This is a genomic window from Rhizobium sp. NZLR10 (assembly GCF_019685125.1).
Lineage (GTDB): Bacteria > Pseudomonadota > Alphaproteobacteria > Rhizobiales > Rhizobiaceae > Rhizobium.
The window spans coordinates 125,019-148,223 of record NZ_JABDWE010000003.1; the positions used below are offsets into that span (position 1 = coordinate 125,019).

20 protein-coding genes and 1 other RNA gene are annotated in these 23,205 nt (G+C 61.8%); 19 read left to right on the forward strand and 2 right to left on the reverse strand.

Translation table 11 applies throughout. The annotated features are described in order from the left end of the window. The first annotated feature begins 172 nt into the window (after window positions 1-172). The 18 genes from HJB82_RS06260 to murB all read left to right on the forward strand — a co-directional run bounded on the left by HJB82_RS06260 (window position 173) and on the right by murB (window position 19,729). Window positions 173-880: a DnaJ family molecular chaperone gene (locus HJB82_RS06260; RefSeq protein ID WP_164011729.1), complete on the forward strand. Its 708-nt coding sequence runs from the start codon at window positions 173-175 to the stop codon at window positions 878-880. After that, window positions 877-1,638, forward strand: a complete 762-nt coding sequence (locus HJB82_RS06265; protein WP_221115802.1) for an N-acetylmuramoyl-L-alanine amidase — start codon at window positions 877-879, stop codon at window positions 1,636-1,638. The genes HJB82_RS06260 and HJB82_RS06265 overlap by 4 nt, the downstream gene beginning before the upstream one ends. A 261-nt stretch (window positions 1,639-1,899) precedes the next feature. Continuing rightward, entirely contained in the window at window positions 1,900-2,427 is a 528-nt protein-coding gene (locus HJB82_RS06270; RefSeq protein ID WP_007630080.1) for a lytic transglycosylase domain-containing protein, read from the forward strand. A gap of 117 nt (window positions 2,428-2,544) precedes the next feature. Then, window positions 2,545-3,732, forward strand: a complete 1,188-nt coding sequence (locus HJB82_RS06275) for an FAD-binding oxidoreductase (RefSeq protein ID WP_221139722.1) — start codon at window positions 2,545-2,547, stop codon at window positions 3,730-3,732. An 11-nt stretch (window positions 3,733-3,743) separates the two neighbouring features. Further along, entirely contained in the window at window positions 3,744-4,919 is a 1,176-nt protein-coding gene (locus HJB82_RS06280; protein WP_207581137.1) for an FAD-binding oxidoreductase, read from the forward strand. Between the two features lie 53 nt (window positions 4,920-4,972). Then, window positions 4,973-5,370, forward strand: an RNA gene (gene rnpB / locus HJB82_RS06285) — RNase P RNA component class A. A 426-nt stretch (window positions 5,371-5,796) separates the two neighbouring features. Next, window positions 5,797-6,234, forward strand: a complete 438-nt coding sequence (gene mraZ, locus HJB82_RS06290) for a division/cell wall cluster transcriptional repressor MraZ (protein WP_221115800.1) — start codon at window positions 5,797-5,799, stop codon at window positions 6,232-6,234. A 17-nt stretch (window positions 6,235-6,251) separates the two neighbouring features. Beyond that, window positions 6,252-7,277 (forward strand): 16S rRNA (cytosine(1402)-N(4))-methyltransferase RsmH, encoded by a 1,026-nt coding sequence (gene rsmH / locus HJB82_RS06295; RefSeq protein ID WP_221115799.1) that lies wholly within the window; start codon window positions 6,252-6,254, stop codon window positions 7,275-7,277. Between the two features lies 1 nt (window position 7,278). After that, entirely contained in the window at window positions 7,279-7,800 is a 522-nt protein-coding gene (locus HJB82_RS06300; RefSeq protein ID WP_207581134.1) for a hypothetical protein, read from the forward strand. Continuing rightward, a complete protein-coding gene (locus tag HJB82_RS06305; RefSeq protein WP_164011719.1) occupies window positions 7,800-9,560 on the forward strand; it encodes a penicillin-binding protein 2 in 1,761 nt (586 codons plus the stop codon). The genes HJB82_RS06300 and HJB82_RS06305 overlap by 1 nt, the downstream gene beginning before the upstream one ends. 6 nt (window positions 9,561-9,566) lie before the next feature. Then, entirely contained in the window at window positions 9,567-11,087 is a 1,521-nt protein-coding gene (locus tag HJB82_RS06310) for a UDP-N-acetylmuramoyl-L-alanyl-D-glutamate--2,6-diaminopimelate ligase (RefSeq protein ID WP_221139723.1), read from the forward strand. After that, window positions 11,084-12,517 carry a UDP-N-acetylmuramoylalanyl-D-glutamyl-2,6-diaminopimelate--D-alanyl-D-alanine ligase gene (locus HJB82_RS06315; protein ID WP_207581132.1) on the forward strand — a complete coding sequence of 478 codons (1,434 nt, stop codon included), beginning with the start codon at window positions 11,084-11,086 and terminating at the stop codon, window positions 12,515-12,517. Before HJB82_RS06310 ends, HJB82_RS06315 begins: the two co-directional genes overlap by 4 nt. Window positions 12,518-12,539: 22 nt before the next feature. Next, window positions 12,540-13,640, forward strand: coding sequence for a phospho-N-acetylmuramoyl-pentapeptide-transferase (mraY, locus tag HJB82_RS06320; RefSeq protein ID WP_207581131.1), 1,101 nt, complete (start codon window positions 12,540-12,542; stop codon window positions 13,638-13,640). A 7-nt stretch (window positions 13,641-13,647) separates the two neighbouring features. Further along, window positions 13,648-15,060 carry a UDP-N-acetylmuramoyl-L-alanine--D-glutamate ligase gene (gene murD, locus HJB82_RS06325; RefSeq protein WP_221139724.1) on the forward strand — a complete coding sequence of 471 codons (1,413 nt, stop codon included), beginning with the start codon at window positions 13,648-13,650 and terminating at the stop codon, window positions 15,058-15,060. A 1-nt stretch (window position 15,061) separates the two neighbouring features. After that, window positions 15,062-16,216, forward strand: coding sequence for a putative lipid II flippase FtsW (ftsW, locus tag HJB82_RS06330; protein ID WP_164011711.1), 1,155 nt, complete (start codon window positions 15,062-15,064; stop codon window positions 16,214-16,216). Between the two features lie 5 nt (window positions 16,217-16,221). Beyond that, entirely contained in the window at window positions 16,222-17,346 is a 1,125-nt protein-coding gene (gene murG, locus HJB82_RS06335) for an undecaprenyldiphospho-muramoylpentapeptide beta-N-acetylglucosaminyltransferase (RefSeq protein ID WP_221139725.1), read from the forward strand. Continuing rightward, the gene (gene murC, locus HJB82_RS06340; RefSeq protein ID WP_207581128.1) at window positions 17,343-18,758 is read left to right on the forward strand and encodes a UDP-N-acetylmuramate--L-alanine ligase; all 1,416 of its coding nucleotides are present in this window, start codon (window positions 17,343-17,345) and stop codon (window positions 18,756-18,758) included. The genes murG and murC overlap by 4 nt, the downstream gene beginning before the upstream one ends. Beyond that, complete coding sequence (murB, locus tag HJB82_RS06345; RefSeq protein ID WP_221115796.1) at window positions 18,755-19,729, forward strand: UDP-N-acetylmuramate dehydrogenase; 975 nt, start codon at window positions 18,755-18,757, stop codon at window positions 19,727-19,729. Before murC ends, murB begins: the two co-directional genes overlap by 4 nt. Window positions 19,730-19,732: 3 nt before the next feature. On the opposite strand, the gene HJB82_RS06350 is transcribed toward murB, so the two are convergent. Both HJB82_RS06350 and HJB82_RS06355 read right to left on the reverse strand, forming a co-directional pair. Further along, window positions 19,733-20,662, reverse strand: a complete 930-nt coding sequence (locus HJB82_RS06350; RefSeq protein ID WP_221139726.1) for an SDR family oxidoreductase — start codon at window positions 20,660-20,662, stop codon at window positions 19,733-19,735. A gap of 113 nt (window positions 20,663-20,775) precedes the next feature. Then, window positions 20,776-22,086: an MFS transporter gene (locus HJB82_RS06355; RefSeq protein WP_221115794.1), complete on the reverse strand. Its 1,311-nt coding sequence runs from the start codon at window positions 22,084-22,086 to the stop codon at window positions 20,776-20,778. A 218-nt stretch (window positions 22,087-22,304) separates the two neighbouring features. Between HJB82_RS06355 and aqpZ the strand changes: the two genes are divergently transcribed. Further along, a complete protein-coding gene (aqpZ, locus tag HJB82_RS06360) occupies window positions 22,305-22,991 on the forward strand; it encodes an aquaporin Z (protein WP_207581124.1) in 687 nt (228 codons plus the stop codon). Window positions 22,992-23,205 lie beyond the last annotated feature (214 nt).

Here is a 23,205-nt window from a genome sequence, read left to right on the forward strand (position 1 = left end):
GGCGCGCACCGTAGCGGAAGTGCCGAGTGCACGAGAATCCTTTGCTGCGGTGCGACAATTACAAAATCGTGAAAACTGTGTTCGGCCCTACGACCAATAGCCGCCTTGCAAAGGCTACGATTCTTTGGTCAAGCTGTTTGCATATAAGCCTATAATCATGCGAGAGATTTCGATGTCCTTCTGGGAAAAACTGTTGAATGCCATTGGCAATACCGCGGGCAATGCGCTGTCTGCGGTGGTCGAGGCTATCCGAACAGTTTTCGAAGGCGATCCCGAGACCCGGCGCAAAGTGGCTTTCTCCGTGGCGATCATCGCGCTGTCAGCCAAGATGGCCAAGGCCGACGGCATCGTCAGCGAGAAGGAGGTCGAAGCCTTCCGCGAAATCTTCGAATTCCCACAGGATCAGGCAAAGAACGTCGCCAGGCTTTACAACCTTGCACGCCAGGACGTCGCTGGCTACGAGGCCTATGCCGAACGGCTCTCGACGCTCTGCGTCACCTGCGCGGCCAATTGCACCGTGCTGGAAGACGTGCTCGACGGCCTCTTCCACATCGCCAAGGCCGATGGGCTGATCCACGAGAAGGAACTGAATTTCCTCAGCCATATCGGTGAGATCTTCCAGATGAGCGAGACCCGCTTCGAGCAGATCGCCGCACGCCATGTCTCGTCCGGCCGCGATCCCTATAAGGTGCTCGGCGTCTCGCCGTCGGATGATTTCCCGACCATCCGCCGCCGCTACCATGGCCTCGTCAGCGAACATCATCCCGACCGGCTGATCTCGCGCGGCGTGCCCAAGGAATTCCACGTGATCGCCAACGAACGCATGGCGGCGCTGAATGCAGCCTATGCGGCGATCGAGAAGGAACGCCGTGCCGCATGACCTCGTTCGAGGCCGACTGCCGCAGCGCCCGCGTGCAGCCTTCGCCAAACCACGGCGAGCGAACGGACGGGCGCCGTCCAGACATGGTCCTGTTGCACTATACCGGCATGCCAACGGCAGATGGCGCGCTCGACTGGCTCTGTCGCGTCGAAAGCCAGGTTTCCAGCCACTATTTCGTGCATGAGAACGGTGAGGTGGTGCAGCTCGTACCGGAGGCGCGGCGTGCCTGGCACGCTGGAAAGAGCAGTTGGCAGGGCGAGACGGATATCAATTCGCTGTCGATCGGTATCGAGATCGCCAATGCCGGCCATCCCGGCGGGCTTCCCGATTATCCGAATGAGCAGATCACCGCGGTGATCGAATTGTGTCGCGACTGTGTCAAACGTTGGTCGATCGCGCCGGAACGGGTCCTCGGGCACTCCGATGTAGCCCCGATCCGCAAGGTTGATCCGGGCGAAAAATTCCCCTGGGCCGAACTTCACCGGGCGGGCATCGGGCACTGGGTCGAGCCGGCAACGATCACCGGCGGACGCTTCTTCCAGCGGGGTGACGCCGGCCAGCCTGTCGAAGCACTGCAGTCGATGCTGTCTCTCTATGGCTACAGCACTGAAATCACAGGTCAATTTTCCGAAAAGACGGCAGGTGACGTGGAAGCCTTCCAACGCCATTTTCGTCCCGAACGGGTGGACGGCATCGCCGATTTCTCGACAATCGATACGCTGCACCGGCTGCTGTCGGCGCTGCCGCGTTATTCCTGAGCGGAAGAGCCGGACATCAGGGCGGATTTCTCGCGACCGGCGGGAAAACCACCTCGCCACATCATTTCCCTATTATCTCCTCATTGCGATGGTCTAAGAACGCCCGCTGAACAGCGCTCGCGGCCTTTCCAAGTGTAACGATGAGCGCCAAATGAAACGATAAGAATTGCTGCGGAACACGGTCAATCCTTGATCGCGTATAACCGGATGACGGCGAGGCGCGCAGTCCTGCAATTCTATGGGTCGGAGTGAATAGACTACATGAAGAATATGATTGTTGGTGCTGCGGCATGCGTTGGCATGCTGCTGGCGGGATATAGTTTTGCCTTGGCGGGGGATGACTGGGGTGCCAGGGCCGAAACCATCTCGTTGAAAACCGTCGATCGCCAGAGCGGTTACGCCATGCCGGATTTTTCCACGAGCACTCCCTATGCCGTGCTGATCAATAAATATGCCGCCGAATACAACGTGCCCGTCGCGCTCGCCCAGGCTGTCGTGCGTGTCGAGAGCAATTTCAATCCGAATGCCCGCGGCAGCGCCGGCGAAGTCGGCCTGATGCAGATCAAGCCGGCGACGGCGCGGATGATGGGTTACTCCGGTACGAAGAAAGGCCTGTTCGATCCGGAGACCAACATCAAATACGGGATGAAATATCTGGCGGCCGCCCATCAGCTCGGTGGCGGGCAGACCTGCAACACTATCCTGAAATACAATGCCGGCCATGCCGCTACCCGCATGAACCCGGTATCCAAGACCTATTGCGGCAAGGTGCTGGCGATGCTCGATTGAGCTTCGCCAGACGGGTCGGGAGAAATTTCTTTCCGGCATTTTTGCGATATGAATCAGGACGCTCGCCGTGATATCCCCACCTGAAACGAGGTGGGCTACCTCGATACGAGGTTAGATATGGCAGTCGATTTCAGGTTCATCATCATCGGACGCGGCATGATGGGTGCCGCTGCCGCACGACACCTCTCGTCGATGGCCGACGGCATTGCATTGATCGGCCCGCGCGAGCCGGAGCAACGCAACGCCCACGAGGGGATATTCGCCAGCCATTACGACGAAGCGCGCATCACCCGCACCTTCGACGGCAATCTGGCCTGGGGAAGTTTCGCCGCCCGGGCGCTCGACCGCTACGGCGAGATCGAGGCAAGGAGCGGCATTTCCTTCTATTCGGAGGTCGGCTGCCTCTTCACCGGTCCGACGGTGAAGGATGAGCGGAACTACATCAACCGGGCGCTGACTGTCAGCCGGACGCTTGGCAGCGATATCGAGACCATCGCGCCGTCGGAACTTCGCCAACGTTTTTCCTATCTTGCCGTCGATCCTGATTTCACGGGATATTTCGAGCGCAAGCGCGCCGGGCACATCAACCCGCGGTCACTGGTGCGGGCGCAGACGAGGCTTGCCGAACAGGGCGGTGTTGCGCTGATCGAGGCAACTGCGACATCGGTGCGCGATGCCGGTTCGCATGTCGAGGTGACGGTCGGCGACAGACGCTACAGCGCCGAGCGCGTGTTGGTCGCTGCCGGCGGTTTCAGCAATTTCCATGCCCTGCTGCCGCGTCCTGTCGACACCAGAGTCCTGGCGCGCACGGTCGCCTTCTACGAGATCGGCGAGCGCGAGATGGCGACCTTCGGTGATATGCCGTCGACGATCGTGCTCGGCGACCGGGAGGAGGACCACATCTATATCCTGCCGCCGGTGCGTTATCCCGACGGCAAGACCTATCTGAAGCTCGGTGGCGACACCGAGGCACTTTCCTTCGACAGGTTGGAGGATGTCGGCGCGTGGTTCCGTTCAGACGGCAATGCTGCCGAGCGCGATAATCTCTCAGCCATCGCCCTGCAACTGATGCCGGAGCTTGCCAGCTGCCCGGTCACTTCGGCGCCCTGCGTGGCGAATTTCACACCGACCGGTTATCCCTATGCCGGATATACCCAGTCGCCGCGCATCGCGGTGCTAACCGGCGGCAATTTCGTCGCGGCCAAATCCTCCGACGAACTTGGGCGGCTGGGAGCGGTGCTTCTTACGGAAGGGCAACTTGGCGACGCGGATTTCGGCAGTGAACTCACGCCGGTCTTCGTTTGAGGAGAAATGCGATGACAATCGATTTCAAATACATCGTCGTTGGGCGCGGGCTAATGGGGGCTGCGGCGGCGCGGCATCTGGCGCGCCAAGCGGACGGTGTTGCGGTGATCGGCCCGGACGAACCTGATGATCGCAAGGCGCATCAGGGCGTTTTCGCCAGCCATTACGATGAAGGGCGCATCACCCGCACCATCGATCCTGACCGCAACTGGGCGCTGCTCGCCAACCGCTCGATCGGTCGCTATGGCGAGATCGCCCGCGACAGCGGCATCGACTTTTATCGCGAGGCCGGCTGCGTCGTTGTCGCGCTTGATCGAAGCGATTATCTCGAAAAGACCCGGCAGGCTGCCGTTTTGCTGGACGTCGAAACCAGCCTTCTCGACGCGGCCGGGCTGAAGGCCGCCTTTCCCTTCTTCGCCTTCCCCGATGGCGCCGCCGGCGTCTTCGAGGCGAGAGGGGCCGGGCATATCAGCCCGCGCAAGCTGGTGAAGGCGCAGTCGCTGCTGGCTGAAAGGGCAGGTGCTGCCGTCATTTGCGACCATGTCGTCTCGATCCGCAGCGAGGGCGGATCGGCTGTCGTCGAGACTGCAGGCGGCCGGACCTATCGCGGTGAAAAGGTGCTGCTGGCTGCGGGCGGATTTTCTATTGCCGAGAATCTGTTGCCGAAGCCCGTTGCCATGACGGTTTATGGTCGGACCGTCACGCTTTTCGAAGTGAGCGAGACCGACGCGGCGCGCCTTGCGACCATGCCGTCGCTCATTCTAAATGTGCCCGGCCTCCATATCTATCTGCTGCCGCCGATCCGCTATCCCGACGGCAAACTCTACCTGAAGATCGGCGGTGATCCCGACGATTTGGCACTCGGCGACGAGGCGGCGATGCGGGCCTGGTTCAAAACAGAAGGGCGCGACAGCGTGGGGGCACACCTCAAGCGCATCGTTGAAGGTCTCGTGCCCGACTTGGTGCCGCTCTCGATTTCGACGGCCGCCTGCGTCGTGTCGCAGACGGCGAGTGGTTACCCGATGATCGGCTATACCTCATCGCCAGAAATCGCGGTGGCGACGGGCTGTGCTGGCACGTCGGCCAAGAGTTCGGACGAAATCGGCCGGCTTGGGGCCGAGCTGCTTTTGGCAGGCGGAATCAGCGAACAAGGCTACTCCACGGATTTCACACCGCAATTTCGCTAAATAAATTTTGATTTCGGTGGCAATTGCCCTCTCTCTCGTTTATGGGAGCCCTGCCAGTTGGCTGGGCAGCCGCGCTTTATCAATGCCGAAAGGCGGTAGGGTGAGGAAAGTCCGGGCTCCACGGAAACACGGTGCCGGATAACGTCCGGCGAGGGCGACCTCAGGGAAAGTGCCACAGAAAGCAAACCGCCTGTCATGACAGGTAAGGGTGAAAGGGTGGGGTAAGAGCCCACCGCATCTCCGGCAACGGAAATGGCACGGTAAACCCCACCGGGAGCAAGACCGAATAGGGATGACGTGGCAGGCCGAAAGGCCTTCCGGCCGGTTTCCAGGCCAGCCATCCGGGTGGGTTGCGCGAGGCAGCGTGCGAGCGCTGTCCCAGAGGAATGGCTGCCACGTTCCGGTTCACGCCGGAGCCATACAGAACCCGGCTTACAGGCCAACTGGCGATTAACTTTTGTGGCGCGATCAAGCCGCAATTTCAAGAATCACTTCCAGATAAGTTGCTGAAACTGAAAGTTTTCAAGTGGATGCTCATGCAATCCGCCGGGCGAAAATTCTTTTTGCGAAAGCACGGTTGCGCGCCATCGTGAGAGGGTGATCCTAACCCTTTGTTAAACTTAACGGCTTATAAATTTTTGATCATGCGTCCACTGCAAAATGGGCGCATCCCATTGACGCCCATATGGTCCCATGCTATCCCAAATGCGCACTGCACCGGGGCAATCATCTGCCCATTCATCGCAAAGCAAAGGCGTCTTCCTTTCCGGAAGCGTCGGAGGGGTTTTTGCTCATCCGGCTTGCGAAGCTGTGTCTGATATCGGGAGTTTCGGGCGTCTTTTGGTCCGGATCCCTGCGGGAACGGATGTTTCGTGTGATGAGCCGCTTCCTTTCGAGTGCGACCAACAGGATCGATGCCAAAGGCAGGGTTTCCGTGCCTTCCGCGTTTCGTTCCGTGCTGGCGCAGCGCAATGTTCAGGAGCTCTATTGCTTCCAGGACTTTGTGTTTCCGGCGATCAGCGTCGGCGGTCCGGATCTTCTCGAAAGATTCGAACGGCGGATTGCTGCGGAGGATCCGTTTTCGCCGGATGCGAACGAGATGTCGCTTCTCATTCATGGAGGCGGGGTCTTCATGAAGCTCGACGCCGAGGGACGGCTGATGGTCACGGATTTCATTCGCGGCTTTACCGGCATCTCGGACGAAGTGACCTTCGTCGGTCGGGCGGACTATTTTCAGCTCTGGCAGCCGCAGGCTTTTGTGGCTGCGCAGGTGCAGGCACGAGGGGAGCGCAAGCTGGCGGGCAAGCGTTCCTGAAAGAACGAGGGAACGGAATGGTGGCGAATCCTGGCGGAGGTTCAACTGATGCCGGTGGCGGACCGGTTCGTCACATTCCTGTCCTTCTCGATGAAGTGCTTTCAGCGCTGGCGCCCACGCCCGGCAAGCTCATTCTCGACGGTACCTTCGGTGCGGGCGGTTACAGCTCGGCCATCCTTGCTGCCGGCGCCGAGGTGATCGCGCTCGACCGCGATCCAACGGCGATTGCCGCTGGCCAGGCAATGGTCGCCGCCCATGGTGACCGTCTCAAGCTCGTTCATTCGCAATTCTCACATCTTGCCGATCATGTGCCGCAAGGCGGACTTGACGGCGTCGTGCTCGATATCGGCGTTTCCTCCATGCAGATCGATGAGGCCGAGCGCGGTTTCTCCTTTCAGAAGAATGGACCGCTCGACATGCGCATGTCGGCGACAGGCGTTTCGGCCGCCGATGTCGTCAATCGCGCCAAAGTCGCCGATCTCATCCGCATTTTCCATTTTCTCGGCGAGGAAAGCCAGTCGCCGCGCATCGCGCATGCAATCGAGAAGCGCCGCGAGGAAAAGCCGTTCGAGACGACGCGCGATCTTGCAGGTCTCATCGAGCTCGTCACTCCACGTAAGATGAAGGACAAGATCCATCCGGCAACGCGCGTCTTCCAAGCCTTGCGCATCTTCGTCAACGATGAGCTCGGCGAACTGGCGCAGGCACTGTTTGCGGCGGAAGCAGCGCTGAAGCCGGGCGGGAGGCTCGTCGTCGTCACCTTTCATTCGCTCGAAGACCGCATCGTCAAAAAATTCTTCTCCGATCGTGCCGGCAAGGCGGCGGGGTCGCGGCATCTGCCTGTCGCGCATGAGCGGGCGGCAACCTTTGCGGCGATCGGCAAGCCGATGGTTTCGGCAAGCGATGCGGAGGCGGAGATCAATCCGCGCGCCCGCTCCGCCAAACTGCGCGCCGGACTGAGGACGGAGGCTGCGGCCGAGGCCGCGGATATGTCGCTCTTTGGGTTTCCCAATCTCGCCAGTCTCGGAAAGCTTGGAGGTTGACATGTTGAAAACGTTCGATCTCGTGCTCATCGGCGTCATGACGGCCACCGCCGCCGTCACCTATACGATCAAGCATCGCGCCGAATTGAAGCTCGAGGAGGTTCATCGCCTCGAAGCGGAGATCAAGCTCGAAGAGGACACCATCGACCTTCTCAAGGCCGACTGGGCGCTGCAATCGCAGCCGAACCGTCTTGAACGGTTGGTCAAGGCCTATGATGACGAATTGCAGCTGCAGCCGACGCAATCGACGGCGCTGGTGCATGCCAAAGAATTGCCGATGTTGAAGTCTGAGGTTCCGGTGCCCGACGTGACGGAGGCCAAGGCCAGCGCTAAAAGCGCGACCGAGCCCAGCGCCAAGGGCGCGACCGAGGCCAACGCCAAGAGCGTTACCGAGGCCGGCGCCAAAGGCGCGGCTCTTGCCGGGGCGACCGTCACGACGAAGGCGCGGCCTGTTCCAAAGCCCGCGCCGCGCGTCGAGCCGGAAGATGATGCAGATGAGATCGAAACGGGGTCGGTGGAATAATGTCGTTTCTTTCCCGCATCATGGTCTTGAAGAGCCAGGCGCATTTTTCTGCCGGCGTCTATAATCGGTTCGGCGGTCCTTCCCCTGCCGGCCTGGCGATCGAGGGCTCCCGCAAGAAGAAATCAGGGCAGGCTAAAAGCCGCGTCGGCCTGCTGATCCTCGGCTTCATGGGTGTCTACGTCATTATCGGCGGCCGTCTTGTCGAATATGCAATGAAGGATCAGGAGGTCGTCTCCAGCATCCTGCCGCCCGATCGGCTGATGGCCTCGCGCCCCGACATTCTCGACCGCAACGGCGAAGTGCTGGCGACCGACATCCGCACCGTCTCGCTGTTTGCCGAGCCCAACAAGATCGTCGATGCCGACGAGGCGGTCGAGAAGCTTGCGACGGTGCTGCCCGAACTCGACGTCAGGGACACCTATAAAAAGCTCTCGGCGAAGACCTCGCATTTCGCCTGGTTGCGCCGGCAGCTGACGCCGAAGCAGCAGAGCCAGATCCTGGCCCTCGGCATTCCCGGCATCGGCTTCCGGCCGGAGAAGCGCCGGTTCTATCCGGGCGGCTCTACCGCCGCGCACATCCTCGGCTACGTTAACATCGACAATCGTGGCGTTGCCGGGATGGAGAAATATATCGACGACCAGGGGCTCGCCGACCTCGCCTCGGTCGGCATGACCAGCGACCAGCCTCTCGAGCCGGTGCGGCTTTCGATCGACCTGCGCGTCCAGAACATCGTCCGGGACGCGGTCGTCAACGCCGTCAACAACTTCCAGTCCAAGGGCGCCGGTGCCGCTGTTATCGACGTGCATACCGGGGAAGTGCTGGCGATGGCCTCGGCGCCGGATTTCGATCCGAACGATCCGCAGCAAGGGGCCAAGGAGGGTTGGCTCAACCGGATGACCAACGGCACCTTCGAAATGGGATCGACTTTCAAGACCTTTTCGCTGGCGATGGCGCTCGACAGCGGCAAGGTCAAGATGACCGACAGTTTCGATGCCAGCAAATCGATCTATATCGGCGGCTTCACCATCCACGATTTCCATGGGCAGCGCCGCTGGCTGACCGTGCCTGAGATTTTCCAGTATTCGTCGAATATCGGCACGGCGCGCGTCATCGACATTGTCGGCATCGACGCGCAGAAGGATTATCTGACCAAATTCGGCCTCTTGACGAAGATGCAGACCGAACTGCCTGAGGTGAAGATGCCGAGCCAGCCGCGCGTCTGGAAGAAGATCAATTCTATCACGATTTCCTTCGGCCATGGCGTCTCGACGACGGCGCTGCAGACAGGCGTGGCGGCGGCCGCCCTCGTTAACGGCGGCAAGCTGATCGAGCCGACATTCCTGCCGCGCAGCCGCGAACAGGCCGATGAGATCGCCACGCAGGTGATCAAGAAGACGACCAGCGACGAGATCCGCTATCTCCTCGATTTCAACGGATACAAGGGATCGGGCCGCGTCGCCCGCGTGCCGGGCTTTGCCGTCGGCAGCAAGACCGGCACGGCCGACAAGGTGGTGAACGGTCGTTATTCGGCGACGCTGAACTTCAATTCCTTCATTGCCGCATTCCCGATCAACGATCCGAGATATGCCGTGATCACCTTCTGCGATGAGCCGAAAACCGGCGAGAAGGCCTATGGCGGAACGATCTCCGCCGGTACCGCAGGCCCGATCGCCCGCGAGATCATCAGCCGTGCGGCCCCCATTCTCGGCATCGAGCCGAAATTCGGGGAGGGCGGATCGGCCTTGCTGGTGTCTTATTGAGTGTGAATGAATATCGGCGCCGATTCGCGAGGGGTGAACCGGTTTCAAGAGAGAAAAGTGCATTCGATGAAATTGCGAGACCTGGCCGGAGATCAGTTTCCGGAACTTGAAGCACAGCTCGAAGGCCCGGCAGGCTTGCTTGACATCTCAGGCCTGTCTTCGGACAGCCGCCATGTGGCGCCGGGCAATGCCTTCGTCGCGGTTGCCGGCACCAAGGCGGACGGCGCGGGCTTCATCGCGGATGCCGCCGGCCGGGGCGCTGCCGTCGCGATCGCCTCCCAAGCCATCGATGCCTCCATCCCGGTGCTTGCGGTCAAAGAGCCTCGCCGTTTCCTTTCGATCGCCGCTTCGCGCTTCTTCGCCAGGCAGCCCGAGACCATAGTCGCCGTCACCGGCACGGCGGGCAAAACTTCCGTCGCCTCCTTCACACGGCAGATCTGGGCGAATGCGGGTCATGCTGCGGCAATGATCGGCACGACCGGCGTCGTCTCGCCGACGCGCAACGAATATGGTTCGCTGACGACGCCCGATCCGGTGTCGCTGCACAAGCTCTTGGCCGAACTTGCCGATGAAGGTGTCACGCATGCGGCGATGGAGGCTTCCAGCCACGGCCTCGACCAATGCCGGCTCGACGGCGCTAGGCTTGCGGCGGCCGCCTTCACCAATCTCGGCCGCGACCACATGGATTATCATCCGACCGTTGAAGAATATATGGCCGCCAAGATGCGGCTTTTCGATGTGCTGCTGCCGAAGGGGTCGCCGGCGGTGATCTTCGCCGATGATCTGTGGTCGGCGCAGTCGATCAAGGCTGCGACCGATGCCGGTCACGACGTCCGCACTGTCGGGCGCAAGGGCGATTACCTCGCCTTGAAACGCGTCGAGCACTTCCGCCACAAGCAGACCGCCGAGATCCATATCGACGGCGAGATCTTCGAGGTGGACATTCCGCTGGCCGGCGATTTTCAGGTCGCCAACGCGCTGGTCGCGGCCGGGCTTGCCATGTCGACCGGCGTTGCGGCGAAGGTTGCGATGGCCGCGCTCGAAAAACTCATCGGTGCGTCCGGCCGTCTCGAACTGGTCGGCCATACGAAAGATGGCGCGCTCGCCTATGTCGACTACGCCCACAAGCCGGATGCGCTGGAAAACGTGCTAGGCTCGGTCAGACCCTTCACCACGGGCCGCGTCGTCGTTGTCTTCGGCTGTGGCGGCGACCGTGATCGCGGCAAACGGCCGATCATGGGCGAAATCGCCTGCCGACTTGCCGACGTCGTCATCGTCACCGACGATAATCCGCGCTCGGAGGAGCCGGCCTCGATTCGGGCGGAGATCATGGCGGCAGCACCCGGCGCCTCGGAAATCGCCGATCGCGCCACGGCGATCCGCGAGGCGGTTGGCATGTTGAGATCCGGCGATACGCTGATCGTCGCCGGCAAGGGGCATGAGGAAGGGCAGACGATCGGCAGCGTTACCCTGCCGTTTTCCGATCATGCGGAGGTGCGCAAGGCCTTGGAGGAACCGCAATCTTGAGCTGGCTCTGGACGACCGAAGATATGATCGCAGCAATGGCGGGGCGCCCCTTCGGCACTCCGCCCGAAGGCATCACCGGCATTTCCATCGACAGCCGCTCGATCACTCCGGGCGAAGCCTTCTTCGCGATCAAGGGTGACCGTGTCGACGGTCATGACTACGCATCGATGGCGACGGCAAACGGCGCCTCCCTTCTTGTCGTCAGCGAGGCGAGACTTCCGGCCATGGGCCGCCTGACGGTGCCGATGATCGTCGTGGAGGACGTGCTCGCAGCACTCGGCCGGCTCGGCCTTGCTTCGCGCGAGCGCTCTAAGGCCCGGATCATCGCGGTGACGGGATCTGTGGGAAAGACGACCACCAAGGAGATGCTGCGGCACGTGCTGTCGCCCTCCGGCAAGGTGCATGCTTCCGTCGCCTCCTTCAACAATCATTGGGGTGTGCCGCTGACGCTGGCGCGCATGCCTGAGGATACGGATTACGGCGTCTTCGAAGTCGGAATGAACCATCCCGGTGAGATCCGGCCGCTGGTAGCGATGATCCGTCCCGATGTCGCCATCGTCACCACAATCGCGCCGGCGCATCTCGGCAATTTCAAGAACATCAAGGAAATCGCTGCCGCCAAAGCCGAGATCTTCGAGGGGCTCGAACCGGGCGGCCATGTCGTGCTCAACCGCGACAATGACCAGTTCAATTTCCTCGACCGCACGGCGCAGTCGCTCGGCGTCGAGCATATCCATTCCTTCGGCCAGCATGCCAAGGCCGAATTCCGGCTGGCGGAATTCAACGGCTCGGACGAGAACTCGACGCTGTGGCTGACGATCGGCGGTGAGACGCTGGAGGTCGCGATCGGCGCGCCCGGCCGCCATATCGCCGAGAATGCTCTCGCAGCGCTCGGCGTCGTCAGGATCGTCGGCGCCGACATGGAAAAGGCGATCGAAGCGCTCACGACTCTGAGGCCTGAAAAGGGCAGGGGCAAGCGCCACCGGCTTTCGGTCGGCAGCGGCCGCTTCACGCTGATCGACGAGAGCTACAATGCCAATCCGGCTTCGATGCGCGCGGCGATCGCACTGCTGGCGGCTTCCGAGCCGACCGGCGGCGGACGCCGTATCGCTGTGCTCGGCGACATGCTGGAGATGGGGGAGTATGCGCAGAAGGTTCATACCGATCTTGCCGTACCGGTGCTTGCGGCCGGCATCGAACATGTCTGGCTCGCAGGAGCAGAAATGGCTGCGCTCAAGGAATCGCTGCCGGAAAGCGTCCATGTCGAATATCGCGAGAACACTGGCGAATTGACGGATTATGTATTGAACTCGGTCGCACCAGGCGACGTGTTGATGGTGAAATCGTCTCTGGGCATCGGTTTCGGCAAGATCGTCGCCGCGCTCCTTGACAAGTTCCCGCCATTTTCCGACACGCAACGCGAACTTTGATCGGGTAAACAAGGGGCCCTGAATGCTGATCTGGCTTGTCGAACTGTCGGAATATTTCAAATTTCTGAACTTGTTCAGATATATTACCTTCCGCACAGGGGCCGCTCTGTTCACCTCGGCGCTGATCGTCTTCCTGTTCGGGCCGACAATCATCAATTCGCTGCGCATCCGCCAAGGCAAGGGCCAGCCGATCCGTGCCGACGGGCCGCAGACGCATTTCAAGAAGGCCGGCACCCCGACCATGGGCGGGCTGATGATCCTTGCCGGCATCGTCGGCGCGTCGCTGCTGTGGGCCGATCTTTCCAACGTTTATGTCGTCGCCACTTTGCTGGTGACGCTCGGCTTCGGCGCGATTGGCTTCTACGACGATTATCTCAAGGTCACGAAGCAGAGCCACATGGGCTTTTCCGGCAAGGCCCGTCTCGGCATCGAATTTGTCATCGCCGGCATTGCCGTCTATTTCATGATGCGCACCGCCCTTGCCTCGGGCATTGCCGGTTCGACCTTCGGTTCTTCGATCGCCTTTCCTTTCTTCAAGGACTTCATGATCAATATCGGCATCATGTTCGTCGTCTTCGGCGGCTTTGTCATCGTCGGCGCCGGCAATGCCGTCAACCTGACTGACGGCCTCGACGGGCTTGCCATCGTGCCTGTGATGATCGCTGCCGCCTCCTTCGGCGTCATTGCCTATCTCGCCGGCAACGTGGTGTTTGCGAACTACCTGCAGATCAATTTCGTGCCCGGCACCGGCGAGCTCGCCGTCGTCCTCGGCGCGGTCATCGGCGCCGGTCTCGGCTTTCTCTGGTTCAATGCGCCGCCGGCCGCCATCTTCATGGGCGACACCGGTTCGCTCGCACTCGGCGGCACGATCGGCACCGTTGCCGTCGCCACCAAACACGAGATCGTCATGGCGATCATCGGCGGCCTCTTCGTCATCGAGACGCTCTCGGTGATCATCCAGGTCGGCTTCTTCAAGATGACCGGCCGGCGCGTGTTCCTGATGGCGCCGATCCATCATCACTTCGAGAAGAAGGGCTGGACCGAGAGTCAGGTAGTGATCCGCTTCTGGATCATCGCCGTCGGCCTTGCCATGCTTGGCCTCTCGACGCTGAAACTGCGGTGAGCCGACGATGATCCCGGTCACGACGCTCAAGGACAGGAAGGTCGCGCTCTTCGGGCTCGGCGGCTCCGGCTTTGCCACTGCGCGGGCGCTGGTCTCAGGCGGCGCCGAGGTAACCGCCTGGGACGACAATCCCGACAGCGTCGCCAAGGCTGCAGCCGAAGGCATCCGGACGGAGGACCTGCACACTATCGACTGGAGCCAGCAGGCGCTGTTCGTACTGTCGCCCGGCGTGCCGCTCACCCATCCAAAGCCGCACTGGACCGTCGATCTTGCGCGCGCCGCCGGCGTCGATATCGTCGGCGACGTCGAGCTCTTCGTGCGCGAGCGCCGCGCCCATGCGCCTGATTGCCCGTTCATTGCCATCACAGGCACCAACGGCAAGTCGACGACGACAGCATTGATCGCCCATATCCTGAAATCATCAGGCTACGATACGCAGCTCGGCGGCAATATCGGCACGGCGGTCTTGACGCTCGATCCGCCGAAGGCCGAGCGCTATTACGTCGTCGAATGCTCCTCCTATCAGATTGATCTGGCGCCGACGCTGAACCCGTCCGCCGGCATCCTGCTCAACCTGACGCCTGATCACCTCGACCGCCACGGCACGATGCAGCATTATGCCGATATCAAGGAACGGCTGGTTGCCGGCAGCGATGTCGCGATCGTCGGCGTCGACGACAGCCATTCGGCGCTGATTGCCGACCGCGTCGAGCGGGCGGATGTCAAGGTAGTCCGCATTTCGCGCCGCAGCGTAGTGGCATCAGGCATTTATGCCGAGGCAAGCAGGCTCATTCAGGCCGCCGGCGGCGCCATGCTGCCCTTCGCCGATCTCGACGGTATCCAGACGCTGCGCGGCAGCCATAATGCGCAGAACGCCGCCGCAGCTGTGGCCGCCTGCCTTGCCGTCGGAATTTCCGCTGACGACATTCGCACCGGCCTTGCCTCGTTTCCCGGCCTCAAGCATCGCATGCAGCCTGTAGGGCAGCGCGGCCGCGTCGTTTTCGTCAATGATTCCAAAGCAACCAATGCGGATGCTGCAGCGCCGGCCCTTTCGAGCTATGATCGCATCTACTGGATCGCCGGCGGCCTGCCGAAGGCTGGCGGCATTACAACACTCGCTCCCTATTTCCCGCGCATCGCCAAGGCCTATCTGATCGGCGAGGCGGCGGCGGAATTCGCTGCGACGCTCGGCAAGGCTGCGCCCTACGAGATCTCCGGCACGCTGGAGCGTGCGGTTGCGCATGCGGCAGCCGATGCCGAGCGCGACGAGAGCAGCGCTTCGGCCGTGATGTTATCCCCGGCTTGCGCAAGCTTCGATCAGTATAAGAATTTCGAAGTCAGGGGCGATGCCTTCGTCGGCCACGTCGCAGCGCTTGACGGAATTGCGATGCTGATCGGTTCGGCAACAGGAGAGAAATGACATGGTAAGCCGCGCGGAACGTGGGCCTCTGGCCGATTGGTTCTGGACCATCGACCGCTTCTTCCTGGCGATGTTCATCTTCCTGATGGGCATCGGTTTCATGCTGTCGTTCGCGGCATCTCCGGCTGTCGCCGAGCGCATCGGGCTCGAGCCTTTCCACTTCGTCAAGCGCCATGCAGCCTTCATGATCCCTTCGATCTCCGTCATGCTCGGGCTGTCGTTCCTGACGCCACGCCAGGTGCGGCGAACGGCGATCCTGCTGCTGATCATCTCGATCGCCATGATGGTGCTGGTGCTGTTCGTCGGGCAGGAGGTCAAGGGCGGCAGGCGCTGGATCTGGATCGCCGGCCTTTCGATCCAGCCGTCGGAATTCATGAAGCCGGCCTTCGTCGTGGTTTGCGCCTGGTTGTTTGCCGAACATGCGCGCCAGCCGGAGATCCCCGGCAATCTTTTCGCCATCATCCTGTTTGCCATCGTCGCCGCTCTGCTCGTCGCGCAACCCGACCTCGGCCAGACCATTCTGACGACGGCCGTCTGGGGCGGGATGTTCTTCATGGCCGGCATGCCGTGGATATGGATCATGCTGCTTGGCATCGGCGGCGCCGGCGGCCTGCTCAGCGCCTATTACGTCTTCCCGCACGTTGCGCTGCGAATAGACAAGTTCATGACCGGCGAGGGCGACACGTTCCAGATCGACACCGCGCGCGAGGCGATCATCCGCGGCAGCTGGTTCGGCCAGGGGCCAGGCGAGGGTATCGTCAAACGGATCATCCCGGATGCGCATACCGATTTCATCTTCTCGGTCGCGGCCGAGGAATTCGGCATCGTCTTCTGCATAGCGCTGGTTGCGCTGTTTACCGTGCTGGTGCTGCGCGGCCTCTCTCATGCCTACCGCGAGCGCAACGACTTCAACCGTTTCGCCGTTGCCGGCCTGGTGCTGCAGATGGGCATCCAGTCGATCATCAATATCGGCGTCAATCTCGAGCTTCTGCCGGCAAAGGGCATGACGCTGCCGCTGATTTCCTACGGCGGCTCGTCCATGGTGGCGATCTGCGTCACCGCCGGCTTCATTCTGGCGCTGACGCGCCATAGACCGGAAAAACGCGCGCAGGACCGGAGCCTTTTCCGCGTCCCGCACGGCATGCCGGCGGAGTAAAAGCCATGAGCAAAGGCATCGTGCTGCTTGCCGCCGGGGGAACCGGTGGTCATGTGTTCCCGGCGGAGGCGCTGGCCTTCAAGCTGAAGGAGCGCGGCTACGCGGTGCATCTCGTCACCGACAGCCGGGCCGAGCGTTATGCCGGCAAGTTTCCGGCCGAGGAGATCCATGTCGTGCCGTCGGCGACGATCGGCTCGAAGAACCCGGTTGCTGTCGCCCGCTCACTGTGGACGCTCTGGAGCGGTATGCGGGCGGCAAAGAAGCTGATCCAGCGGCTGAAGCCGGTTATCGTCGTCGGTTTCGGCGGTTATCCGACAGTGCCGCCGCTGCTCGCCGCCACCCGGCTCGGTGTGCCGTCGATGATCCACGAGCAGAACGCCGTGATGGGCCGGGCCAACAAGGCCTTAGCGACCCGCGTGCAGGGTATCGCCGGCGGTTTCCTGCCGGAGGGCGGCGGCGCCTTCCCGGACAAGACGGTGACGACCGGCAATCCGGTCCGCCCGGCGATCATCGCAGCCGCCGAGGTGCCTTACACGCCCTCGTATCCCGGCGAAGCCTTCAACCTCGTCGTTTTCGGCGGCAGCCAGGGCGCCCAATATTTCTCCAAGGCGCTGCCGACGGCGATCAGCCTGCTCGACGACACGCTTCGCGTGCGCCTGCGCATCACCCAGCAGGTGCGCCCTGAGGATATGGAAATGGTCGGCGGCTGCGTCGCCAAGCTGGAGATGGGCGCCGATATCGCCCCCTTCTTCACCGACATGGCCGAGCGGCTGGCAAGGGCGCATCTCGTCATCTGCCGTTCGGGCGCTTCGACGGTTTCGGAAATCTCCGTCATCGGCCGGCCGGCCGTGCTGGTGCCTTACCCGCACGCTCTCGATCACGACCAGGCGGCGAACGCCGCAGCATTGGCTGCGACCGGCGGGGCCAAGGTAATTGCTCAGTCGGAGCTTTCGCCGGAGAAGATCGCGGCGATCCTGACGGCTGTGATGAACGATCCGGAAAAGCTTTCGCACATGGCAGCGGCGGCGAAGCTGGCCGGGAAACCCGATGCCGCGAACTTGCTTGCCGACATGGTTGAGGCTATTGCCGCCGGACGGACAATTGCGGAATTCAAGAGGACACGCGCATGAAACTGCCGAAGGCGATCGGTCTCGTTCATTTCATCGGCATCGGCGGCATCGGCATGAGCGGCATTGCCGAGGTGCTGCACAATCTCGGCCACAAGGTGCAGGGATCTGACCAGGCCGACAGCGCCAATGTCCAGCGACTGCGCGACAAGGGCATCGAGGTGTTCGTCGGCCACCGGGCCGAAAACCTGGGCGAGGCCGAAGTCGTCGTCGTTTCGACGGCGATCAAGAAGAGCAATCCGGAACTCATCGCCGCGCGCGAAAAGCTGCTGCCGGTGGTGCGCCGCGCCGAAATGCTTGCCGAGTTGATGCGCTTCCGCAATGCGATTGCCATCGGCGGCACGCATGGCAAGACGACGACCACTTCGCTGGTCGCGACGCTGCTCGAAGCCGGCGGGCTCGACCCGACCGTGATCAACGGCGGCATCATCAACGCCTACGGCACCAATGCCCGCATGGGCGAGGGCGAGTGGATGGTGGTCGAGGCCGACGAATCGGACGGCACCTTCCTGAAGCTTCCCGCCGATGTCGCCGTCATCACCAATATCGATCCGGAACATCTCGACCACTACGGCAATTTCGATGCCGTGCGCGCCGCCTTCCGGCAGTTTGTCGAGAACGTGCCGTTCTACGGCTTCGGCGTCATGTGCCTCGACCATCCCGAGGTGCAGTCGCTGGTCGGCCGCATCGAGGATCGCAAGATCATCACCTATGGCGAGAACCCGCAGGCCGACGTGCGCTTCACGAATGTGCGCATCGACGGCACGCGCTCGATCTTCGACGTCGAAATCCGCCGCCGCCGCACCGGCCAGGTAATCGAGCTCAAGGGGCTGGTCATGCCGATGCCCGGGCGGCATAATATTTCCAACGCGACGGCGGCGATCGCTGTTGCCAACCGGCTCGGCATATCGAGCGCCGATATCGCCAAGGGGCTTGCCTCCTTCGGCGGCGTCAAGCGCCGTTTCACGCTGACCGGCGAATGGAACGGGGTGCAGGTCTTCGACGACTACGGCCACCATCCCGTCGAGATCAAGGCGGTGCTGCGCGCTGCCCGCGAATCCTGCAAGGGGCGGGTGATCGCGGTCCACCAGCCGCACCGCTATAGCCGCCTTGCGAGCCTATTCGAGGAATTCGCCGCCTGCTTCAACGACGCCGACAGCATTTTCCTCGCGCCGGTCTATGCGGCGGGCGAAGATCCGATCGCGGGTATCGATTCCGTGTCGCTGGTCTCGCGGATAAAATCCGGCGGCCATCGCGACGCCCGCTTTCTCACCTCGGCGGAGCTTCTGCCGCAGATGGTTGCGGAGGTTGCAAAGCCTGGCGATTTCGTGGTTCTGTTGGGGGCTGGCAGCATCACATCCTGGGCGGCGGCGCTGCCCACGCAACTGGAAGGCCTATCGGGAAAGTCCGTATGAAACAGGTGAATGGGGAAAAGCTTCTCGCGTCTCTCGGAGACGGTGTAAAGGATATCCGCGGGCGCATCACGCCGGATGCCCCCATGGACCGCGTCACCTGGTTCAGGGCAGGCGGCCTCGCCGAGCTGATGTTCCAGCCGCATGACATCGACGATCTCGTCGCCTTCCTGAAGATACTGCCGGAAGAGGTGCCGCTGACGGTGATCGGCGTCGGCTCCAACATCCTGGTGCGTGACGGCGGCATTCCCGGCGTCGTGCTGCGCCTGTCCGCCAAGGGGTTCGGCTTTGTCGCGCTTGCCGGCGAAAACCGCATTCTTGCCGGCACCATCTGCCCCGATAAACATGTGGCCGCGATGGCGATGGATAACGGCATTGGCGGCTTTCATTTCTTCTACGGTATTCCAGGCAGCATCGGCGGCGCGGCGCGTATGAATGCCGGGGCAAACGGCGTGGAGACACGCGAGCGGCTGATCGAGGTCAACGCCGTCGACCGCAACGGCAATAAGCATGTGCTTTCCAATGCCGAAATGGGCTATTCCTACCGGTATTCCGCAGCACCCGCCGAGCTGATCTTCACCTCGGTGCTATTCGAAGGCTATCCGGAAGAGCGCGCGCAGATCCGCGCCGAGATGGACGCCGTACGCAATCACCGCGAGACGGTGCAGCCGGTGCGCGAAAAGACTGGCGGCTCGACCTTCAAGAACCCGAAGGGCCATTCGGCCTGGAAATTGGTCGACGAGGCCGGCTGCCGCGGCCTCGTCATCGGCGGAGCCCAGATGTCGTCGCTTCACTGCAACTTCATGATCAACATGGGGCAGGCGACCGGCTACGATCTCGAATATCTCGGCGAACAAGTGCGCCGCGAAGTCTTCGAGAAAGAGGGCATCAAGCTCGAATGGGAAATCAAGCGCCTCGGTGTCTTCATGCCCGGCCGCGAAGTGCGCCCGTTCCATGGCGTCACCAGCGAATAATTCTTACTTCACAGCGATCTTCAGACCTTCGCGTGGCGTGACGATGGGTGACCAGCCGAGCACGTCGCGGGTGTGGGATATGTCGACCTGCAGCGAACCGCAAAGACGCTGGTAGACGGCGTCTTTTCCGGTCAATCGCGCGCCCAGCTGCAACAGAGCGGGGGGGAAGGGAAGCAGCATTGGTTTGACACCCAACCCTGCGGCAATTCCCTCGATGAGCCCGGGCGTTGAGAGATCTTCTCCGTCGCCTGCGAGAAACGTCTGGCCGGCAGCGCCCTGATGCGTCATGCCCGTGATAATCAGATCGACGAGGTTCGGAAGCGCTACCAGCGTCCGGTGGTTTTTCAGTGACGCGAAGGGGAGCGGTATCTTCTTCCTGACAAGTCCGACGAGCAGCGCGAAGTTGCCCCTGGCGCCCGGCCCATAGACGAGCGGCGGTCGAATGACGACGACTTCGATGCCGGTTCGGGCGGAGATTTCATGCAGCCCGATTTCGCTTTCCAGCTTCGAAACACCATAGGGATCAAGCGGCATTGGCGTGTCGTCGTGGCGGAAGGGCCGATCGTTCTCTTCACCATTGACTTTGATGCTGCTGATGAAAACGAGCCTTTTTATCCTGGCGCGTGCAGCCTGTTCGGCGAGATTCAGAGTGGCGGCGGTGTTGATCCGGCGGAATTCCGTCAGTGGATCGGCTGCGCGGTCATTCATGATATGCACGCGGGCGGCGAGATGGACGACGACGTCAACACCGTGAAGAGCTGCCGTCCAGTCAGTTTCGCTGGATATCTCGATGGGGAAATGCCGCACACCTTCCGGAAAGCTGGCGGCTGAAGATCGCGTGGTTACCTGAAGCTCGCATAGCCGCTCTCTGTGCAGTCTTTCGACGAGAGGCCCACCGACAAAGCCGGCTGCGCCGGTAATGAGGCATCGCATGATCTGTTCCCCGTTTACCTTGAGTGCTCCGGTTAGCCGGAAGTGTCGACCGCATCAATAAAAAAGCCGCGACAGTGGCCGTCGCGGCTTCCGGTTCATTTGCTGTCCGAGGCTCAGACCTCTTCGCGGCCCGACAGCCGGATGCAGACCAGCGAGATCACAGCCGAGGCGGCGAGGTAGTAGCCGACATAGTCCAGGCTGTAGTGGGTGGCGAGCCGGGTGGCGATAAAAGGGGCGAGCGAGGCGCCAAAAATGCCGCCGAGGTTGAAGGTCATCGAGGCGCCGGTATAGCGGATCATGGTCGGGAAGGGGGCGGCAAGGGCCGCGCCGATCGGACCGTAGGTGAAGCCCATCAAAGCAAGGCCGATGATCGAGCAAAGGAAGGCGCCGGTCAGGCCGCTGGTCAACAGCGTCGCATAGAAGAAGCCGAAGATCGCAATGGCAATCGTCGTCAGCGTCAGGATGAGGCGGCGCGAATAGCGGTCGGAGAGCCAGCCGGAAAGCGGGATGGTCAGGCCGAAAAAGACGACGCCGACAAGCTGGACGACCAGGAACTGCTCGCGGGAATAACCGAGCCCGCCCTTTTCCAAAGGTGTCGTGCCCCAGGAGAGCGTGAACACCGTCATCAGGTAGAACAGCACGAAGGTGGCGACCGCGATGAAGGTGCCGAGGATCAGACTGCGCAGATGACCGCGGAAGACGACCGCGATCGGCACGGCGACGCGTTCGTGCTTTTCGACGGCTTTGCGGAATTCCGGCGTTTCGGCGATCTTCAGGCGGACATAGAGGCCGACGGCGACCAGGGCGAGGCTGGCGATAAAGGGGATGCGCCAGCCATAGTCGAGGAAGTCCTCGTTGCTCATCGTTTCCGCCAGGATGAGGAAGAAGCCGGAGGAAAGGATAAAGCCGATCGGGGCGCCGAGCTGCGGGAACATGGCGTACCAGCTGCGCTTGCCGGGAGGAGCGTTTTCGGTGGCGAGCAGGACGGCGCCGCCCCATTCGCCGCCGAGGCCGAGGCCCTGACCGAAGCGGCAAAGCGCCAGCAGCAAGGGTGCCGCGATGCCGATCGAATCATAGCCCGGCAGCAGGCCGATCAGAACGGTCGAAAGCCCCATCGTCATCAGCGCAGCAACCAGTGTCGCCTTGCGGCCGATGCGGTCGCCGAAATGGCCGAAAATTACAGCGCCGATGGGGCGGGCGAAAAAGGCGATCGAGAAGGTGACGAGCGACTGCAGCGTTGCGGCGTTCGAATCGCTTGCCGGGAAGAAGAGATGCGGGAAGACGAGGACGGCTGCCGTCGCGTAGACGTAGAAGTCGAAGAATTCGATCGTGGTGCCGACGAGGCTGGCGATGAGAACGCGTGCCGGGGAATTGACTTGCGCGCTCGAGGCAGGGGTCGGCGATGCGGAGATCGCGTCTGTCATTTTCTTTCCAATCAGTATTTCAATGAAACGGCTTGGGAGATCGGCGGGTCTTAACGCAATTTCAGCTCTGAGAAAACGTCTTCTCGCGTCGCACATATCGTATCTCGAACCCGCGGTTTCTTGCGTGGAGCTTGCCGCAGCATTTGCCGCCGGCTTGACTGGAATCGAATTGTGGCAGATTCACTATAAACTCTGTGGTTGAGGCTTAGGAGGGGCGCATGCAAAAGAGTCTTGTTGCCGAGTTTCTCGGCACATTCTGGCTTGTCTTCGGTGGATGCGGCAGCGCCGTCCTTGCGGCGGCCTATCCCGAGCTGGGTATCGGTTTTGTCGGCGTGGCCTTTGCGTTCGGCCTGACCGTGCTCACCATGGCCTATGCCGCGGGCGGCATTTCGGGTGGCCATTTCAACCCCGCCGTCTCGCTCGGCCTGACCGTTGCCGGACGGTTTCCCGCGGCGCGTCTCGTTCCCTATATCGTCGTCCAGGTGCTCGGCGCCATCGCCGCGGCCGCGCTTCTCTATCTCATCGCCAGCGGCAAGGCGGGTTTCGAACTCGGCGGCTTTGCCGCCAACGGATATGGCGATCATTCCCCGGGCGGTTATTCGCTGCTTTCGGCGCTGCTGATCGAAGTGCTGCTGACCATGTTCTTCCTCATCATCATCCTGGGGTCGACCAGCAGCCGGGTGCCGGCGGGCTTCGCGCCGCTTGCGATCGGCCTCGGACTGACGCTGATCCATCTCGTTTCTATTCCCGTGACAAACACCTCGGTCAACCCGGCGCGTTCCACCGGCCAGGCGCTTTTCGTCGGCGGTTGGGCACTGCAGCAGCTCTGGCTGTTCTGGATTGCACCGCTCGCGGGCGGGGCGCTCGGCGGGCTAGTGTGGAAGTTCCTCGACGACGCCGACTGACTATAGGATCCAGAGTTATCTCATTGAGCCCGCGTGGTTTTTCCGCGCGGGCTTTTCTGTTCTCGCGGATCGGTGGGCATGTTCGCTCCAACATTCCCGAGGCGTGGGGGGTGGAGAAATGAAGCGCGCACCACGGACAAATGCCGCGCTTGGGAAGGCGGAGTTAACGAAAGTAAACACTTCATTAACCATAATGATGCTCTAATGCATCCAG

Bases quoted from the DNA above. Each gene is read 5' to 3' on its own strand.
- HJB82_RS06355 (WP_221115794.1), bottom strand. From the start codon at position 22,086: ATGACAGACGCGATCTCCGCATCGCCGACCCCTGCCTCGAGCGCGCAA.
- murG (WP_221139725.1), top strand. From the start codon at position 16,222: ATGAGCAAAGGCATCGTGCTGCTTGCCGCCGGGGGAACCGGTGGTCAT.
- murB (WP_221115796.1), top strand. From the start codon at position 18,755: ATGAAACAGGTGAATGGGGAAAAGCTTCTCGCGTCTCTCGGAGACGGT.
- HJB82_RS06350 (WP_221139726.1), bottom strand. From the start codon at position 20,662: ATGCGATGCCTCATTACCGGCGCAGCCGGCTTTGTCGGTGGGCCTCTC.
- HJB82_RS06280 (WP_207581137.1), top strand. From the start codon at position 3,744: ATGACAATCGATTTCAAATACATCGTCGTTGGGCGCGGGCTAATGGGG.
- HJB82_RS06270 (WP_007630080.1), top strand. From the start codon at position 1,900: ATGAAGAATATGATTGTTGGTGCTGCGGCATGCGTTGGCATGCTGCTG.
- aqpZ (WP_207581124.1), top strand. From the start codon at position 22,305: ATGCAAAAGAGTCTTGTTGCCGAGTTTCTCGGCACATTCTGGCTTGTC.
- murD (WP_221139724.1), top strand. From the start codon at position 13,648: ATGATCCCGGTCACGACGCTCAAGGACAGGAAGGTCGCGCTCTTCGGG.
- mraY (WP_207581131.1), top strand. From the start codon at position 12,540: ATGCTGATCTGGCTTGTCGAACTGTCGGAATATTTCAAATTTCTGAAC.
- rsmH (WP_221115799.1), top strand. From the start codon at position 6,252: ATGGTGGCGAATCCTGGCGGAGGTTCAACTGATGCCGGTGGCGGACCG.
- HJB82_RS06265 (WP_221115802.1), top strand. From the start codon at position 877: ATGACCTCGTTCGAGGCCGACTGCCGCAGCGCCCGCGTGCAGCCTTCG.
- ftsW (WP_164011711.1), top strand. From the start codon at position 15,062: ATGGTAAGCCGCGCGGAACGTGGGCCTCTGGCCGATTGGTTCTGGACC.
- murC (WP_207581128.1), top strand. From the start codon at position 17,343: ATGAAACTGCCGAAGGCGATCGGTCTCGTTCATTTCATCGGCATCGGC.
- mraZ (WP_221115800.1), top strand. From the start codon at position 5,797: ATGAGCCGCTTCCTTTCGAGTGCGACCAACAGGATCGATGCCAAAGGC.
- HJB82_RS06305 (WP_164011719.1), top strand. From the start codon at position 7,800: ATGTCGTTTCTTTCCCGCATCATGGTCTTGAAGAGCCAGGCGCATTTT.
- HJB82_RS06275 (WP_221139722.1), top strand. From the start codon at position 2,545: ATGGCAGTCGATTTCAGGTTCATCATCATCGGACGCGGCATGATGGGT.
- HJB82_RS06300 (WP_207581134.1), top strand. From the start codon at position 7,279: ATGTTGAAAACGTTCGATCTCGTGCTCATCGGCGTCATGACGGCCACC.
- HJB82_RS06260 (WP_164011729.1), top strand. From the start codon at position 173: ATGTCCTTCTGGGAAAAACTGTTGAATGCCATTGGCAATACCGCGGGC.
- HJB82_RS06310 (WP_221139723.1), top strand. From the start codon at position 9,567: ATGAATATCGGCGCCGATTCGCGAGGGGTGAACCGGTTTCAAGAGAGA.